Consider the following 17,213-nt stretch of genomic DNA (forward strand, 5'->3'; position numbering starts at 1 on the left):
GATGATGACCAGTTACGAACCCCCCCTAGCTAACAGGGGGGTAGTAATCGATAATAAAAAAAACACGGATGCTGTAGAAACCGATTTGACGGCGATGATTGATTATATCCGAGTAAGTTTTAAAACACATGATGTTGATAAGATCCTCGAAAACGTTGTGCATCTGAAAAAAGATTATATGCAGGAGAAAGATTCCGGCTTTTACGGCTATGTAGGAACATTTCAGATAGATCATATCAAGGTTTTTTATTCGAGACCGGACGATGATCGTGGCATTCTTGTTGAAATGGCTGGCCAAGGATGTCGGCAATTTGAAACGTTTTTAAAAACAAGAAAGAAAACATGGCAAGATTTTTTTCAAGACTGCATGAACCATAACGGATCTTTTACACGCTTAGATTTGGCACTGGATGATACGAAAACGTATTTTTCAGTGCCTTTTTTATTGGAGAAAGTAAAAAGGGGTGAAGTGATAACGAGATTTCGCAAAACGGATTATAATGGCTCATTCAATATTGAAAAGGAGACGGAGGGAGGGACGACACTATACTTTGGGTCAAAAAAGTCGGATGCCTATCTTTGTTTTTATGAAAAGAATCATGAGCAGGCACAAAAATATGACCGTGATGTTGAAGACATTGGGGAATGGAATCGTTATGAATTGCGTTTGAAAGATGATCGGGCGCAGGTGGCAGCAGAAAAGTTGATCGAACATCAAGATTTGCGTTACGTATCCCTTTCGATTGTTCATAACTATTTGCGTTTTGTAGATAAAGACAAAAATAAAAAAGAATCATGGAAAACAAGTGAGTTTTGGAAAACGTTCTTAGGTGATGTCGGCAAACTTCAGTTGTATCAAAAACCACAAGAGGATTTTTATGAAAAGACGCTTAATTGGTTGATTCGTTCGTGTTCGCCGTCGATAAAGATGGTCCATGAGTATGATATGGCTTCGGGCGAGCAACAATTATCCGACATGATTATAGATGCGGAACTAGCAGACCGTCACCAGAAGATGTTGGATGTGTACTTGGCAAAGAAAGAAGATATGGTTTGCTGATGCAAATCTAGTAAAAATAAACGTTAATTCGCAGTGTATAAGCGTGAGTGTCAATTATAAATGTCTGACCGAAGGGAATTTATGCATTGACACGTTGCTGATACCAACACCCTGGAGCGTAAGCAAAAAAGAAAACACACTTTTTTTCCTTTTTTGCTTCGCCCCCTGCAAGGGTCGCCGAAGGCAAATAGCCATCCAACATGCCATGTTGGTCGTCGTGTGCGCACGAATGCGCACAATTTTGCTTTTTTAGGAGGATGTTCAATGACAAGCGTTGTTGTAGAAAATGGTGGGCTGTTTAAGAAGGAATTAATGCGTTTGAATTGTCATGGCGAAACGGATAATATTCGTCAACAAATCATGGATTATGCTTCTCATGCGAATGATGGTGAAGACATTCAGGCAGAAGTGGTTTTTGAAATGAACGCAGAAAAACGTAAATATGTTTTTTCATTTTTAGTGACTGATGGTGATGATGAACACGAGGATACAGGCGAAAAGCAAACAGTATTGATCTATCAAGATTACGATTTAGAGGTATTGAAAGGGTGACAATCATATGGGTATGATCGTCAAGATTGAAAATAAAGACGGTTTATTTCGTGATTTAACAGAACATGGGTTGTTGAATGAGCTTGAATATATTCAAGCCTATTTAATCGATTATGGTTTCAATCGTATGATCGGTGAAACGGTTGCAATCAGAATGAATGGTCATGATTATTATTGTTTTCATTTTTTGACGGAACATTACGTTGATGAAGATGGAGAACGAGCGAATGAGGATGATGCTAAAAGGTTTCAATATCTAAGAATGGATGTTATTGACAGGTAAGCTGTAAATGAAAAAGAAGAGGAGATTGAGAATGGATGAAAGTTGTCGTTTTAAATAATCATAATGAAATGCTTGCAGAAATGGAACAGTTTGGTGTCAATGATTATGCGGAAATAACGAGTCAACTTTTGCAAGAGAAGGTCATGGAATGGGGTGAATATGTTTACGAACAAGTGATTGTAACGTTTAAATGCTTGGTAAGCGACGTTTTTGAAACGTTCAGAGCCTATTTTTTACCTTCTGAAAATGCGGAACCACCAGAAGATGGCGAATCAGAAAACCGAATACAATTTATGGAGTTTCAATCACTAGAGAAGATAAGCTAGTGATTTTTTTATGGAAAGGAAGGTATAAATGCAGAGGGTATGGGAAAATGGGTCTTTTCTTAGGTTACTGGATGAATTAGAGGAACTAGGGATGATGGGAAAATTAGATGACATCAATCAGCAGATAGGTGATCAATTATATGAAGCAAAGGCAGGTGATACGATTCATACCAGTTTTGAAACAGAGCATTTCGTTTATCAATTTTATTTTAATGTCATTGATTATGAAGATCGGCCAGAAGGATATAGTGACATGGAGGAAGAACCAATCATGATTGTTTACATGCATCATACTAAGCTAGATAAATAGGTGGGGGAACAATGAGAACGATAACGGAACGTTTTGCTGATTTGGGATTTCAGGTAGGGATATCAAGTCAGGTATTTGTGAAAGATTTGTCAAGAAATACAACGCTCGTTGTTGAAGGTGAAAGAAAGAAGGGGTATGCCACCTATCGTTATATGTTTTATAAAATGGTCGATTACCCGAAAACACAACAAAAATACGAAAAAGTGTATTTGGAAAATGCTTCTCCATCAAGGGTGTTACAACACGTAACATCCTTTATTTATTGGTTGGAAAAAGAGAGGTGATGTACATTTTGAAGGAAAATATAAAGCATTTATTTTCACGGATGAAACGACGGAAAGCCAATATTCATAAACCTGAGAAAGAGAAATCTGGCATACGAAAAGATACGTCAAAACGGACAGCGTTTGCGGTTTGGAGTTTAATTGGAGGATTGCTGTTCGTTTCAACGCTTGCCGTTATGCTTTCCGTTAATACTCGGTCTACGTTTAATGATTTACGAGCAGCCGTAAACGATGATGATGATCAACAGGAAGAAGAAGGAGACATGGATATTATCACGGCAGATACCTTTTTACGTGATTTTGTTGACGCTTATATGAACGTTAGTAATGATCCAGATGCGTTAGAACAACGTAGACAGGAATTAGATCATTATATGGCATCTAGGGAAACAGAAGAAGAATGGGATATATACGACGTTGAAATGGAAGGTGAGCGACGCTTGGAAAATGCAGATTTGTTTCATGTTGATGAAACAGATGGAGAAGCCGTTTTTGCGTATGCCGTTACCTATGTCAATGAACGAGAAGAAGAAATTGAGCCGGAAGATGATGACGATGATCCTCAAATTGAGGTGACAAACGAAGAAAAAACATTGCTCCTCAATATTCCTGTCGTGGAACAGGACGGTCAATATGCGGTAACGCGTGAGCCGTATTTTACGGCGGTGGATGATCTTGCAGGTTCAATAACAGTAGAGAATGAAGATCGACAAATGGATGCGTATGTGGGGGATGAGCAAGAAGCGATTCTAGCCTTTGTGAATGAATTTTTTGAGGAATATGCGTCTGGTGAGGAAGATGATCTCACGTATATGATGCAAGACCCTGAAAGCTTGGATGGCACCTTTAACTATGAAGGCACGGTGAATGAAACCATCGAGCAACAGGAGGATGAGTTCTTAGTCAATACGGAAGTCCAGATGACAGAGGATGTGACAGGGCTAAATTATACGTTTGAGGTTGATCTTTATATCGGAGAATCGAATGGCAATTACATTGTAGAAACGATGGACTACCAATAGGGGGAATAAAAAAATGAATGTGCTGGCATTTATGGCCGTTTTGGGAGCGGCTAGCTTACCGGATCTTGGAGAGGTTGAAAGTTGGGCGTTAAACATTGTGACGCAAGCGATTACGTTAATTGTTGTTTTCTTGGTGACAAAACACCTTGCTAAATTTCGAGTAGGTGCAGTCGTAAGTGCTTGTATATTTGCCGGTATTGTCACGTTTGTGGTTCAAAACTGGGATCAAGTAACAGATTGGATTGAAGCCTTAATCGATCTTTTGTAGACGGTGATTTTGATGTTCCTGTCAATGACATTGGCAGGAACTTTTAAAGGAGGGTGAATGTATGAGAGTCATTTTTAATTATCGTCAGGCGTTCCGAGAGCCTAAACGGATTCAACAGTTGACAGACGGCTATTCATTACCGTTTGCGATTGAGTTGATACCAACCATCAATTTTCTTGTATTTATGGCAATCACAGGGTTGGTTATGTATGTTGTCCGTTTAATTTTCCCTTTCACGTTTGAATTAACGTTTGTGATTATTTTAATTGGTGTGCCTTTGTTCTTGACGATGGTCATGCGAAAGGTTAATCCAGATGGTAAAAACATTTATTTGTATCTGTTTGGGTTGCTTAAGTATTTTTTAAGGATAAAACTTACGAATAAAAGATTTTGTAATGATCGGGCTGTTGAGTGGATAAATGATAGAAAAATAACGTTTCGGAAATGTGTAGAGGTGGTGAAAAGAAAAGATGGTCGAGTTACAAACGCCTATGAAAACCATGCAGGAGAACCTATTATTGACGAGAACGGGCGACGTTTGGGCGTATCATCGAGTAAAACCGAAGTCCATTCCTAAACAGAATGAAAAAGAAGTGCAAGGCCATAAAAAACGATGGCAGGAATTTTTGCAGGAGTTAACAAAGTATCAAGATTTTCATTTGATGATGTATCCGCAAGAATATCAATTAAACGAGCGTTTTGAGAATTTAAAGCAGGATGTAGCATTGGATACAGAGGCTATGGCTGACTATTACTTGGGTGAAACAGAATCACTGTTAGAGCAAAGGTTGGGGACGGTAACAAAAAATGATTTTATTATTGGTGTTCGTTTAAAAGCAGATATGATACGCGTGGATGCAGACATGAAAGAAAATGTTATGTCTATGTTTTCAACCGCAACAGACACAATTGTAAATCTTTTGGGTTGGGAGCAGGATGTGACAACATCTTTCTTTGACCAATTTGCGGAAGCCGAAAATGAATTAAATGATACGATGGCGATGGTTGACGGTGTTCCATTAACGCAAGATGAAATGATCTATATTAATCGGTATCATTTTATTCGTGGCTTAGATCATCAGGTTGCAGAAGAAATGGCAAATGCATCAAGGAAGGCAGTTACGAATACGTTAATTGATCCTACGTCTCCATCCGTTTTAAAGCTGAACAGTGATGAAGATGATGGCTATATCAGTTTTGTTGTTGTTGATGAATTTCCACGAAATATGGCTGATAGTGATTTGTTTTATGAAACGCAGGCATTACCGTTTCCGGTGGAAGTAGATATTAAAGCACAAGTGGAAAGCAAGTCACAAACCAAAATGAAATTAAATGTGAAAAAGCGACAGCTGCGTGAATCAGCGAAAGAGCAAAATATGGTCGGTGATGAAACGGATGCGTCTATAAGCGAAAGTGACCAGATGATCAGGCACTTGCAGGATGATATTAAAAAAGATGATGTCAATATGTTGAATTGGATGGCTGTGGTGATCGTTGATGGAAAGACGAAAAAGGAATGTTTAACAAGGGCGAAGATGGTTAAACGCCGTTTAAAGTCGATGGGTGTTGTTGCACGAATACCCGTAGCCGATCAATTATCTCTCTTTTATAAGTTTTTACCTGGGGAACCCATTGACGTTAAAGATCGTAACTGGATGCAAAAAACAGCGCAGGATGGTTTGGCTGAAACCTTTTTTGGTGTAAATGCGGCGGTAGGCAGTAACGTCGGCTTTTTTATTGGTTGGATAGACAGGTTTGAACAGCATAAAGATTTAGATGCGGCCATAGGTGCCAGTCGTGACCCTGTGTTTTTTCACCCTTTTTTAGCTAATCAACAGATTAAAGGCACAAAAACAAAATCGCCACATGTATTAATCACTGGTGATACAGGTAACGGAAAATCTTTTTTAGCGAAGCTACTTTTTATTTATGTGTCTCTATTGGATGTAAAGTGCTTATATATTGACCCGAAAAAGGAACTGCGGAAATGGATAAGAAAGGTGATGAAGAATCCAGATGTAAGAAGGGATTTCCCTTTATTTGTTGAGCATTTAGAGACGTTTCATTTTATTACCCTCGATCCTGAAGATCAAGACAATTGGGGAGCCTTAGACCCGATTGTTTTCTTGCCTTCGACGCAACAAAAAGAAATGGTGCAGATGATCTTTGAGCAGGTTTATGATTTTAAAGGGAAAGATGATGTGCATACAGCTTTTCTGCAATCCATTACAAAGGTGAAGGAACAACGAGAAAAAGGGATGACGGTTGGCAGTATGCATGTGATTTATGAAATGCAAGATCATGAAGATATAGGTGTTCAGAAGGCGGGGAACTTTTTATATGAAGTTATGGCAGATGGCGTCATGCGGTTGTGTGTGCATGATGGCTCAAATAATGCCTTATCTTTGAATAAACGCATTAACATTATCGAAATTGAAAATTTGGACTTGCCGGAGGTCAACGACGCTTACGAAAGTTATACAAGTGAACAGATGAAGTCAAGTGCGGTTATGTATGCGCTTGGTCGTTATTGTGAGTTGTTCGGAAATAACAAGGAAGAACGGACGGCAGAATTTATTGATGAAGCATGGATGCTGACGGCTAATCCAACGGGGAAAAAGGTTGAAAAGAAAATGCGTCGAGTTGGGCGCAGCTATAGTAATGCGCTTTATTTTATTTCCCAATCAACCAAAGACGCATTGAGAGAAGAAGAATCTAATAATTTTGGTGTGGCGTTTGCTTTTGACGAACCAACGGAAAGAGAAGATGTCTTGAAGTGGATGAACATGGAAGCCAGCGAAGAAAATATAGATATGTTGGATGGCATGTTTCAAGGTCAATGCCTGTTTAAAGATTATTATAGACGGACGGCAAAAATCAGCGTTGAATGTTTGTTTGATGAATGGGCAGGGGCATTTGAAACGGTAGAAGCATCTGCCGTAGCAACGGCAGAAGAAAAATATTTGTAGGGAGTCACTATTTGATGGTGGCTCTTTTTGTTGGTGAAGGGTGGTGAATGTGTGCGTTGGAAAAAAATATGGATGGTATGTTTGGTTGTCATTGGTTTTTTAGCTGTACCAATCACAGGTTATGCGTGGTTTAGTGATTTTATAGGGGATGATGACCCTGATTGGGAAGAAGTTATGAATGGTGAAGAAATAACGGAACAAGGGGGCATTGAGGTTGAAAGTGAACGTTTCCCGATTGATGCTTATGCTGTAAATAATGAATCGGCAGAAAACACGATTCTTGGTGCAGTTGTTAGTCTTGCTAATATGGTGATGACATTTAATGCGTATGTTGTTCATGGGGTAGACACGGTTTTAAATGAATTGTTCAGCCTAAATCCCATTGAACGTTTCTCGGGTATGGTTAATTTAGTGTCTCAATCCATCTATGATACGTTACAGGAATACTTTGGCCAGTTGTTTTTCATCTTTGCGGTTGGTTATATCGTATATTTAGCGGCGACAAAAGGAACCTTTCAAGAAGCTATACGTCGATCGGTGTTGTTTGTCTTTGTGCTTGTGTTCGCAGGATTTTGGATGCTTAATAGTGGTTACTTCATGCAGGTTTTTAATTCTTTGTCGTTGGAAGCACAAGGGTATTTAATTGAAGCAGGGAATGGCATGATTAGTAATGTTGATGGTGATGGTGTTTTTGAGCAAGGTACAGAGATAGACCGTGAAGATCCGATGGAAGGCACAATTGCACAAATAAGAAATGTCTATTTTGATTTGTCTTTGAAACGACCTTATTTAATTGTAAATTATGGGGAAATGACAGAAGAAGAAGTAAATAGTAACGATGTGTCGGATATAGAAGATATTGAAAGTTACGGGGGTGGCAATTTTGATCGGTATGAAAGGATGCTTGCGTTTGATCAAACAGGGGATGGTCAATATTTAAAACAGCGATATATTGAGAATATCGAAACAGAAAGTGACCAATTAGCTAATGCTTCAATGGGTGGAGGTGCTGTTTATACGCAATTAGGGCAAGCACTTGTCGGTTTAATTGTAGCTTTATTTTTAGCATTACCGTTTGGTGCGCTGGGACTGTTGAATTTTGGTTTGCAATTGGTGGCTTTAGGTCTGGCGTTTTTTCTTCCCTTTTCATTAATCATTAGTTACATTCCACATTTTGCAAATAGCGGTTTTAACGTGTTTATGAAATTACTAACGGTGTTTGTGGTGAAAGCAATGATAGGCATTATCATCATGTTTGTTTATCTTTTAACGTTCGTGGTCGATACGATGCTACCGCCTGATACATTCGGCATGTATTTGGCGAATGTAGTTGTTTTAATTGCCATATTGCTTGTGATGATCTGGAAACGGGATGCCATTGTTAAACTTGTAACGGCAGGCCGTGTGCAATCTTTGGATAAGAATTTCTTGAACAATGTAAATCGTAACATGGTTAATCCCGCGATGGATAAGGCAGCGAAAGGCATGTCGATGGTGAGTCCAACGGGCGGGGCGGCGTTGAATAAGTTCAATCAGGCAAGAAATAACGCCGTAAGGCAGCCAAACGGAATTCAACCACAAGGAAATAAACAGTCACCTGAGACAGTAAATCATAGTCAACAATCAGAACGAACGCCGCAAAATGAAAACGTTCAACCGAAAAACAGTCCACCCAATGAGTCTAACCCAACGAATCAGGAACAATATCGAAAAAAGGAACGGAAACCACAAAAGAAAAAAAGGAAAAAAGGTAAGAATAATGACGAGCCAGCTAATTTTAATGTGCGATTAAATGAACTGTCAGGCGATGGGATGCAACAGAAGATTAGTAAATCCTATAAAAATCGAGAAAAACAAAATCGAAAAAGTGAAGCTCCTCCACCATCGAGGGGAAATGAAAAAGGAAATAAAGATTTTGAGAGAAGACGAAAAAAGGAAAAACGAGAGTCAAAACCAATGAAGGAAAATCAACTACGAGAAAAACCGAAGCGTCAGTCACAAACGAATGAGGTTTAAAGGGTGCTATGTTGATATAGCATCCTTTTTTTAAGGGGGTGGACCAATGAATGGCATGAAAATAGTGTTTGGTTTGATTGGTGTTTTTGTATTTTTGATATTGGGTGTCATTGTTCTGTTTATGATGTTTTTGAGCGCTATTTTTGCGAATCAGGATGATGAAGTAGAAGGGGAAAGTGAGGATCAGGATATAGTCTGCGAAGGAAATAGCGTGAATGAATATGTAGAGCGATATGAACATTATTTTGAACAGTATGCGGAGAAAAATGGCATATCGGAGCAAAAGGATATACTCATGGCAGTAACAATGCAAGAGTCAAGAGGACAGCTAACGGATATCATGCAATCGTCAGAATCCATGGGCGACCCTGTAAATACGATTAATGACCCCGAACGTTCGATTGAGCAAGGGGTTTCTTATTATGCGGATGTGTATGAGCAGGCAGGAGGTGACACGGAGTTAGCCCTTCAAAGTTATAACATGGGGCATGGATATATGGATTATGTTGAGGAAAATAATGATGGCGAATACAGCCGAGAATCAGCGTATCAGTTTGGGGAAGAACAAGCGGCGAATTTAGGTTGGGATAACTACGGGGATGAAGATTATGTGGACCATGTGATGCAGTTTTTAGAGGATTGTGCGGAAGCAGAACAGGTAGAAGGGGAAGGAGATGGCGACTGGATAATGCCAATTGATGACGTCCGTGTCACTTCAGAATTTGGGATGAGAGATCATCCCATCTATAACGAGATGCGATTACATGCAGGTACCGATTTTGGGTGTGATATAGGCGATAATATTTATGCGGTCGCGGATGGTATAGTGACTATTGCTGTTCACCAAAATACAGGATTAGGAAATAACATTAAGATTCAGCATGGAAGTGATGAAGTAAGCTCCTATGGACATTTAAGTGTGTTAGATGTAAGTGAAGGTGACGAGGTAGAGCAGGGGGAGAAGATAGGGGAATGTGGTACAACTGGAAGTTCAACAGGCCCGCATTTGCATTTAGAACATCATACGGAAACGCAGGCGACGAATGATGCAAAAGAAGATCCTGCGGAAATTTTAGGAATGTAAGGGGTATAAAACTATGAAAATATGTTATGATTGCTCATGAAAAAAATGGTTATTGCGGTGTTGGTTTTGGGTTTAGTGAGTAGTTATTTATGGTTTGAAAATTCGCATGTTAAAAATGAATCACAAGCATTACAACAGGAATTGGAACAGGTACAGGATGAAGAAAGGGAGTATGAATATCATGAGGAAGCAGGTGAAGTAGCGGAGCGATTTTTAGAATCTTATTTTAATTATGAGGGTCAGCCAGTGCGTGAAGATGTAGAACCATATGCGGTCACGAACGTATTGGACGATTTGCAATTTCAAGAGCCAGAAATGGAATATGAGGATATGGAGCCAGTTAGATCAACGGTTGATAATATTAATGTTTATTTTGGAGAATCAACCGATGATATGCAGGAAGTGGTCATTTTGTTTGATAATGTTATTGAAGTAGAAGGAACGGAATCGACTACGTTTTCAATATTGGAAATGGATGTATCTTTGGAAGATGGCGCATGGCAAGTACAGGAGTTCGTCTTTCAACAATTAGGATAAAGGTGATTGTATGAAAAAATTATTGGTTTTACCGGTGTTTGCTATTGCCTTGATGGGTTGTGGTAGTGAGTATGATGAACTGATCGATGGTGCTATATCAAATCATCATGAGTGGTCAGATGTTGATCAAGAAAGAGAAATAAGGGAAAATGCGGAAATTATGATTTGGGATGATGGGCGATATATAAGTGCTGTTTTTTTTGATGAAGATGGAAGTGAAATAGGGGATTTTGTAATGGAACATGCTAGAGGTAATTTTACTGAAGAACTGGCTGACGTTGAGCGTATGAGAGAAAATGCTGATGTTGATTATAGAGAACGATTTGGTGAGGAGATTGATTAATGGAAACATTAAGATGTTGAAACGGTCTTCAATATAGATGAATCAACGAACTTGAACGAAAATTGATGTCATAAAGTTAAACTATATATGAGAGAGCGGACAAATAATGTCTGCTCTTTTATTATGTTTTCCATTATAATGTAGTAAATTTATGAATTAAGGAATGTGAATCATTTTGGAAGATGAAAAGAGGGATCATTATAATGATGAGTAATACACCTTTTGTGAATATTCAGATTGATGATGAAGCATTGGAACAGCAAATCCTCAAACAAATCGAAGAACAGATGCAGGAAATCGGGCATGACAAGATTTTTTACAGCCTAGATGATTTGATGGAAGTCACGTCCTTTTCAAAAGGGCACATTATGAATACCTTTTTCGATGACCCACGGTTTAAACAAATCAGGCGAAAAATCGGTCGAAAATGGGTGTTTCCCGTTGCGGAAACGAACGAGTTCCTAAAGCAATGGATTCAGGAACAGCCGCACGAATAAAGAATTGAATTATAGGAGAACAGTTTGCTATGCTCTTAGTGTATGTAGCTGTTCTCCTTAATTTTTAAGGAGATGATGGGAAAATATGGCAATTGAAAAGATTAAAGAAAACGGAATTGTCGTAGCGTATCGTTCCAATGTCTACTATAAAGGCAGGCGCTACATTGGGGCAAGAAGACACTCAAAGAAAGAAGCTGATTTAGATGAAGCGGAACAAAAGAGGGATTTACTCACAGGCAACCATCTTGAAGAGTCTCGAAAAACATTAAAAGATGGCTTCGATGATTACATGACGTTGGTTGCGCCGAAACGTTTAGGAACAATAGCTCTTCAAGGTGCAGAGTCCTATTTTAAAAATCATATTGAACCAGTGTTCGGTTTTCGAGAGATGGTAAGCATCAAATCCATTGAAATTCAAAAATTTTTCGTGCAAAAAGAAAAAGAGTTGGCAAATGCCACCATCATCAAGATGTATACGTTGATGAATCAAATCTATAAAATGATGCTTCTATGGAATGAATTGAAAGCGAACCCATTGGATGGCGTTCAAAAGCCACAACCTGATTATAAAGAAAAAACCACGTGGACGAAAGAAGAATGCCACAGCTTTTTATCTGTTGCGAAGGAATATCATAGTTATATGGCATTTTGGCTTGCCTTACAGTTTGGCTTGCGCTTCTCGGAAGTTCTCGGTTTGCGATGGAAAAACATCGACTTTAACAATAATACCTTATATGTTTATGAGGCTTATCATGAACAGGAAAAAGAATTAGGTCGACTAAAAACGGAATCCTCTCAACGAGACATCCCGATTTCCGATCAACAAGCAGAATATTTAAAGCTATATAAAGAGAAACAAACGCCGAAATCCGATGTTGTTGTTGCAAACTTACAAGGCGGTTATATGATGAAACGAAACGTACGACGAGCGATGCAACGCATTTGTGAACGTGCTGAAGTCAAACAGATCACGTTTCATGAATTAAGGCACACGCACGCTACTTTAATGCTAGAAATGAACGAACACGTAAAAATCGTTCAGCAACGTTTAGGGCACGTTAAAGCTGAAACGACTATGGACATTTATTCGCATGTCCGCCCACAGGTGCATCAAGATTCTGCGGAACGTTTCTCGAACTTCTTTAATGCGTGAAAAGGTAAGGGTGAGCGGGTCATGTCGTCACTGTCCCGTCACTGCAATTCATAATGCAAACATGAGGAAAAGCTGAAAACCTTGATATGACTGGAGCTTCCTGCCGGGCTCGAACCGGCGACCTCATCCTTACCATTGATGGGAAAGGGGTTAAAAGCGTTTTTGCTCATTTTATCGTATCACTATAAAAGAAGCCTTAATCCTTGATATAAAGGAATAATTTTGGACCTCTTATAATGAATGAAAAACGTATTGTGCCAAAAAATGATCCAGTTTCGAATGTTTTGGTGCCAAATTTGTGCCACTGTTAAAGTTAAACTAGAAAGTAAGTGGACACGGAAAAAATCAGCTCTTGTATAATCTATTTAACTTAAAGAGGACTTGTTCACAAATGGGAAACATGCAAGCCAAGAATATAAAGATTTCGTCTTAAAAAAAGAGCTTAAATGTCATCTATATAAGTTATCTCGGCCTGACACTATTAATTGACTTATCTATTTAATTTTTTAAAAAGAATTAATATTTACCATTTAAAAATAATTTGTACTGTGATACTATCTTTAAAGGATTAGACATGCCTTTCATTTGTCAAATCTAAATTTATTTGAAGGGAGAAACTTTGATGTGAAGAAAGCGTTTAGAAGAATTACAGTCATCGGCTCTGTTTTGGCACTATCATTTAGCGCCCCGGTTGCATATGCATGTAATTTAGGCCCGGAAGGACATGCGAATGGTGATCCGAAGCCTGTAGAGTCGGGACCGTCTGACTTGTCGGGTGTCGCAAACACTGATATGGATTCGAATAATGAGAATATCAATGAATTAGAGGAAGTGGCAGCTGAAGAATTGGAAGAGATCGATGGAAACCCTGTTACAACGGCTGATGTATATGCTCATAAAAATTATGCTTATCTGGGAACACACGTCGGAGCAGAATCAAATGAAGGAGTCCGGGTCTTTGACATGAGTGATCCCGCAGACCCAGAAGAAGTGACCAGCTTTGCCAACGACATCCCCGGGACTTGGCAGGAGAAAGTTATTGTGAAAAGTGTTGACACACCACATTTTAGCGGTGATTTGGCCGTTGTCAGTTTGCAAAAATACACACAAGATGAAACAGAACAAGGCGGAACTGTTTTATACGATGTTACTAATCCTGAAAACCCAGAAGAGTTGGGGTACTATGAACTTCCCGAAGAAGTTCTTACCGGCACACATGAATTATATTTAACAACTCAAAGGGACCGTGCTTTGCTTCTCACTGCAGATATTTACGCGGATTATTACACTGAAGGCGACATTCATGATTTTTCCATCGTGGATGTGAGTGACCCAACTAATCCGGAAGAATTGTACAATTGGGATCCTCGTGAGTTAATTACGGCAGAAGATTTCGATGGCATGTACTATACGGATGACGAGGGAGCAGAAAGAGAGGCTTTTGCTCATAGTGTAATTACAGACCCTACTGGTGAATATGCCTATATTTCTTATTGGGATCTCGGGACCGTTATCATGGATATTAGCAATCCTGAAGACCCTGAAATTATAGGGCATACTAGTTTTGAGCGTCACGTACAAGGTGCTGCACACTCCGCCGCCCTGGCACATGATGGCAATATTTTAATTGAAACTCGTGAAGTTTTCGATCCAGATCCAGAGGATGAAGAATTTGAACGAGGCTGGGGATATACACGTATTTATGACATTAGTGATAAAAGTAATCCGGAGCTAATCAGTGATTTCAGAACAGAAAACTCAGAAGAACAAATTGATCCGGATGAGCGTTTACCAGGCACATACACCGTCCATGATCCTAAAGTCGAAGGAAATACATTATATTTATCGCACTACTCAGACGGAATTCGCATGGTTGATATAAGCGACCCTCACAATCCAGAGGAAATAGCCTCCTACTTACCTGAATCTGCTAATGTTTGGGGAGTATTTTTATACGATGATTACATTCTGGGATCTGATATGGGACAAGGCTTGAAAGTGGTTAAAGCCACCGAGGAAGAAGTGCCGGATGAAGGCGGCCCCCCAGATTGGGTAGATCCACCGGGACCACCGGATTGGGTTGATCCACCTGGCGGCGGACCTCCAGATTGGGTAAATCCTTCCTCTGGAAACTATTCTAATTCGGATCAGCAGTATAGCTTTAAAAATAACATGGCTTTAGATTTAATCAGCAATATGAAACACAAGTAATAGGAAAAAGCACTTACTGGTTAATGCCAAACTTCCAGTAAGTGTTTTTTTAATAAAATGATGTTTGAATATTCTTATTAGGAGGTTGTCAGAGATAAGCTCAAAAATGGATTTAGAACGTGGATATTTTTGCCTAACCCTCGAAAAGGTATATTTCAGAATATTCTACTTTCAAATGTTTATCATCAATAAAGTGAGCCACTCATCAGCTTAGAGATTTGGTTAATTTAGGCATGAGGATCAAACGACAACCGTTGTCTCGTGGAAGTGATAACGCAGTCTGTTACCTAAACGAGCGCTATTCTGGAATAACAGGGATTGCGATCTCCTAAAGAATAGGGCCATTTAAAGAAAAAAACGTATTTAGGAACACAAAGAAAAAATAAATAGAGTCTTTTATGTTGAATAAGGGTGGCGTTCTTCAGAATCGGGCCAGATCTTTATAAAAAAAAATTGAGGTAAAACTCATTGGTCGTGCCTCATGATTTGGATTCTCCGTCGTTTCGAAATCAATTATGCACTAATAAGAATATTATTACATAAGGTAATTTGAATATATGAATTGACTTATATAAAAGAATTGCAATACAATGATCGTGAAAGGAGATGGTCAGATGGACACCTCAACGGTAAAATTAAATTCCGGTGAAGTGGTCAATTGCATCAAAGTGATCAGCGATCCTACTCGATTGTTAATGATGAAATTGGTGGAGAAGAAAGAATACTGTGTTTGCCAGTTTGTCGATATGTTTGACATTAGTCAGCCGGCGACTAGCCAACATCTTCGTAAATTAAGGGAAGCAGGTCTTGTGAAAGAAAACCGCAGAGGGCAATGGCGTTTCTATTCGATGAATGAATCATCGCCCCAAGCTAGTATCGTTAAGGGGATACTCAGCCAAATTGATGAGGAAGATCAACAATATCTCCAACTCTTAGAAAAAGAAGCACTTGTAGATTGTCAGTAAGGAAGGAAGGATTGGACGTTGTTTTCAGTCATTTTGGCTTCAGCTATATTTATTGTCACGCTCATCCTTGTCATTTGGCAGCCGAAAAACTTAGACATCGGTTGGTCGGCTTGCGGTGGGGCTGTCGTTGCTTTACTTCTGGGCGTCGTTTCTTTTGGCGATGTTATTGAAGTTACAGAGATTGTATGGAATGCGACACTCACCTTTGTGGCTGTCATTATCATTTCCTTAATCCTTGATGAGATTGGGTTTTTTGAATGGTCAGCTTTACATATGACAAGGGCGGCCAAAGGAAATGCTGTGCTGATGTTCGTTTATGTTTGTATCTTGGGGTCCATTGTGGCAGCGTTCTTTGCGAACGATGGCGCTGCACTCATTTTGACACCGATCGTTCTCGCCATGGTTCGTTCGTTGAATTTTAACGAAACAATGGTGTTTCCGTTTATTATTGCGAGTGGATTTATTGCCGATTCCACCTCACTCCCGTTGATTGTGAGTAACTTAGTCAACATTGTTTCGGCGGACTTCTTTGGGATTGGATTTATTGAATATGCAACACGGATGATTGTGCCGAACTTCTTTTCATTAGTGGCGAGTATTCTTGTTTTGTACCTTTACTTTAGAAAAAGCATTCCAAAACGATACGATTATGAAAAACTGCAAAAGCCTGTAACAGCTATTAAAGATGAACGAATGTTTCGGATATCGTGGTTTGTTTTAGCTGTTTTACTTGTTGGTTACCTCGTCAGCGAATTCGTACAAATTCCTGTGTCCATTGTGGCGGGAACGATCGTCCTTATCTTTTTAGGCATTGCCAGCAAAAGCCCTGCTGTCGCGACACGTTCCGTCCTCAAAGGTGCGCCATGGAACATTGTCTTTTTCTCGGTTGGGATGTATGTCGTTGTGTTTGGGCTTCAAAATGTAGGTTTGACGGATCTTCTGGCTTCAGGAATTGAATACGTCGCCCAACAAGGTGTTTTTGCGGCAACCATGGGCATGGGTTTTTTAGCAGCGATTCTATCTTCGATCATGAACAATATGCCAACGGTCATGATCAATGCCATCGCGATTGATACAACAGCAGCAACGGGGTTGATGAAAGAAGCATTGGTTTATGCAAATGTGGTTGGTTCTGACCTAGGGCCAAAAATTACCCCGATTGGTTCGTTAGCAACACTGTTATGGCTACACGTCCTTACGCAAAAAGGCGTCAAGATTTCCTGGTGGACGTACTTTAAGACAGGAATTGTTATTACCTTGCCGGTCCTTTTTATTACGTTGTTTGGGCTTTACCTCTGGCTCCTCGTTATCAGTTAAAGCAAAGGAGAGAACA

19 protein-coding genes and 1 tRNA gene are annotated in these 17,213 nt (G+C 39.5%); 19 read left to right on the forward strand and 1 reads right to left on the reverse strand.

The window, feature by feature from the left end; genetic code table 11:
- The first annotated feature begins 1 nt into the window (after position 1).
- The 16 genes from HNR44_RS08455 (at position 2) to HNR44_RS08530 (ending at position 12,704) form a co-directional block, all read left to right on the forward strand.
- Positions 2 to 1,060 (forward strand): replication initiation factor domain-containing protein, encoded by a 1,059-nt coding sequence (locus tag HNR44_RS08455; protein WP_246407208.1) that lies wholly within the window; start codon positions 2 to 4, stop codon positions 1,058 to 1,060.
- Between the two features lie 264 nt (positions 1,061 to 1,324).
- Complete coding sequence (locus HNR44_RS08460) at positions 1,325 to 1,612, forward strand: hypothetical protein (RefSeq protein WP_184403720.1); 288 nt, start codon at positions 1,325 to 1,327, stop codon at positions 1,610 to 1,612.
- A gap of 7 nt (positions 1,613 to 1,619) precedes the next feature.
- Positions 1,620 to 1,895 carry a hypothetical protein gene (locus tag HNR44_RS08465; RefSeq protein ID WP_184403721.1) on the forward strand — a complete coding sequence of 92 codons (276 nt, stop codon included), beginning with the start codon at positions 1,620 to 1,622 and terminating at the stop codon, positions 1,893 to 1,895.
- 35 nt (positions 1,896 to 1,930) lie between these two features.
- Positions 1,931 to 2,221 (forward strand): hypothetical protein, encoded by a 291-nt coding sequence (locus HNR44_RS08470; RefSeq protein WP_184403722.1) that lies wholly within the window; start codon positions 1,931 to 1,933, stop codon positions 2,219 to 2,221.
- Positions 2,222 to 2,249: 28 nt separating this feature from the next.
- On the forward strand, positions 2,250 to 2,531 hold the full coding sequence (locus HNR44_RS08475) for a hypothetical protein (RefSeq protein WP_184403723.1): 282 nt from the start codon (positions 2,250 to 2,252) through the stop codon (positions 2,529 to 2,531).
- 11 nt (positions 2,532 to 2,542) lie between these two features.
- Entirely contained in the window at positions 2,543 to 2,815 is a 273-nt protein-coding gene (locus HNR44_RS08480) for a hypothetical protein (protein WP_184403724.1), read from the forward strand.
- 8 nt (positions 2,816 to 2,823) lie between these two features.
- Positions 2,824 to 3,837, forward strand: a complete 1,014-nt coding sequence (locus tag HNR44_RS08485) for a conjugal transfer protein (RefSeq protein WP_184403725.1) — start codon at positions 2,824 to 2,826, stop codon at positions 3,835 to 3,837.
- Between the two features lie 13 nt (positions 3,838 to 3,850).
- Complete coding sequence (locus tag HNR44_RS08490; RefSeq protein ID WP_184403726.1) at positions 3,851 to 4,105, forward strand: hypothetical protein; 255 nt, start codon at positions 3,851 to 3,853, stop codon at positions 4,103 to 4,105.
- 61 nt (positions 4,106 to 4,166) lie between these two features.
- Positions 4,167 to 4,682: a conjugal transfer protein gene (locus HNR44_RS08495; RefSeq protein ID WP_184403727.1), complete on the forward strand. Its 516-nt coding sequence runs from the start codon at positions 4,167 to 4,169 to the stop codon at positions 4,680 to 4,682.
- Entirely contained in the window at positions 4,624 to 7,074 is a 2,451-nt protein-coding gene (locus HNR44_RS08500) for an ATP-binding protein (protein ID WP_281381383.1), read from the forward strand. The genes HNR44_RS08495 and HNR44_RS08500 overlap by 59 nt, the downstream gene beginning before the upstream one ends.
- A gap of 51 nt (positions 7,075 to 7,125) precedes the next feature.
- On the forward strand, positions 7,126 to 9,090 hold the full coding sequence (locus HNR44_RS08505; protein WP_184403729.1) for a CD3337/EF1877 family mobilome membrane protein: 1,965 nt from the start codon (positions 7,126 to 7,128) through the stop codon (positions 9,088 to 9,090).
- Positions 9,091 to 9,136: 46 nt separating this feature from the next.
- Positions 9,137 to 10,174 (forward strand): lysozyme family protein, encoded by a 1,038-nt coding sequence (locus HNR44_RS08510; RefSeq protein ID WP_184403730.1) that lies wholly within the window; start codon positions 9,137 to 9,139, stop codon positions 10,172 to 10,174.
- Between the two features lie 36 nt (positions 10,175 to 10,210).
- On the forward strand, positions 10,211 to 10,711 hold the full coding sequence (locus HNR44_RS08515) for a hypothetical protein (protein ID WP_184403731.1): 501 nt from the start codon (positions 10,211 to 10,213) through the stop codon (positions 10,709 to 10,711).
- A gap of 10 nt (positions 10,712 to 10,721) precedes the next feature.
- The gene (locus HNR44_RS08520) at positions 10,722 to 11,054 is read left to right on the forward strand and encodes a hypothetical protein (RefSeq protein ID WP_184403732.1); all 333 of its coding nucleotides are present in this window, start codon (positions 10,722 to 10,724) and stop codon (positions 11,052 to 11,054) included.
- A gap of 203 nt (positions 11,055 to 11,257) precedes the next feature.
- The gene (locus tag HNR44_RS08525; RefSeq protein ID WP_184403733.1) at positions 11,258 to 11,551 is read left to right on the forward strand and encodes a group-specific protein; all 294 of its coding nucleotides are present in this window, start codon (positions 11,258 to 11,260) and stop codon (positions 11,549 to 11,551) included.
- A gap of 85 nt (positions 11,552 to 11,636) precedes the next feature.
- Positions 11,637 to 12,704, forward strand: a complete 1,068-nt coding sequence (locus HNR44_RS08530; protein ID WP_184403734.1) for a tyrosine-type recombinase/integrase — start codon at positions 11,637 to 11,639, stop codon at positions 12,702 to 12,704.
- 91 nt (positions 12,705 to 12,795) lie between these two features.
- On the opposite strand, the gene HNR44_RS08535 is transcribed toward HNR44_RS08530, so the two are convergent.
- Positions 12,796 to 12,899 (reverse strand) — tRNA-OTHER (locus HNR44_RS08535).
- A 429-nt stretch (positions 12,900 to 13,328) separates the two neighbouring features.
- Between HNR44_RS08535 and HNR44_RS08540 the strand changes: the two genes are divergently transcribed.
- From HNR44_RS08540 to HNR44_RS08550, 3 genes are all read left to right on the forward strand, one after another.
- A complete protein-coding gene (locus HNR44_RS08540) occupies positions 13,329 to 14,915 on the forward strand; it encodes an LVIVD repeat-containing protein (RefSeq protein WP_184403735.1) in 1,587 nt (528 codons plus the stop codon).
- Between the two features lie 614 nt (positions 14,916 to 15,529).
- The gene (locus tag HNR44_RS08545) at positions 15,530 to 15,880 is read left to right on the forward strand and encodes an ArsR/SmtB family transcription factor (protein WP_184403736.1); all 351 of its coding nucleotides are present in this window, start codon (positions 15,530 to 15,532) and stop codon (positions 15,878 to 15,880) included.
- 18 nt (positions 15,881 to 15,898) lie between these two features.
- Positions 15,899 to 17,197 (forward strand): arsenic transporter, encoded by a 1,299-nt coding sequence (locus HNR44_RS08550; protein ID WP_184403737.1) that lies wholly within the window; start codon positions 15,899 to 15,901, stop codon positions 17,195 to 17,197.
- Positions 17,198 to 17,213: the final 16 nt, after the last annotated feature.

It is taken from the genome of Geomicrobium halophilum (genome assembly GCF_014207655.1).
GTDB classification, from domain to species: domain Bacteria; phylum Bacillota; class Bacilli; order Bacillales; family Marinococcaceae; genus Geomicrobium; species Geomicrobium halophilum.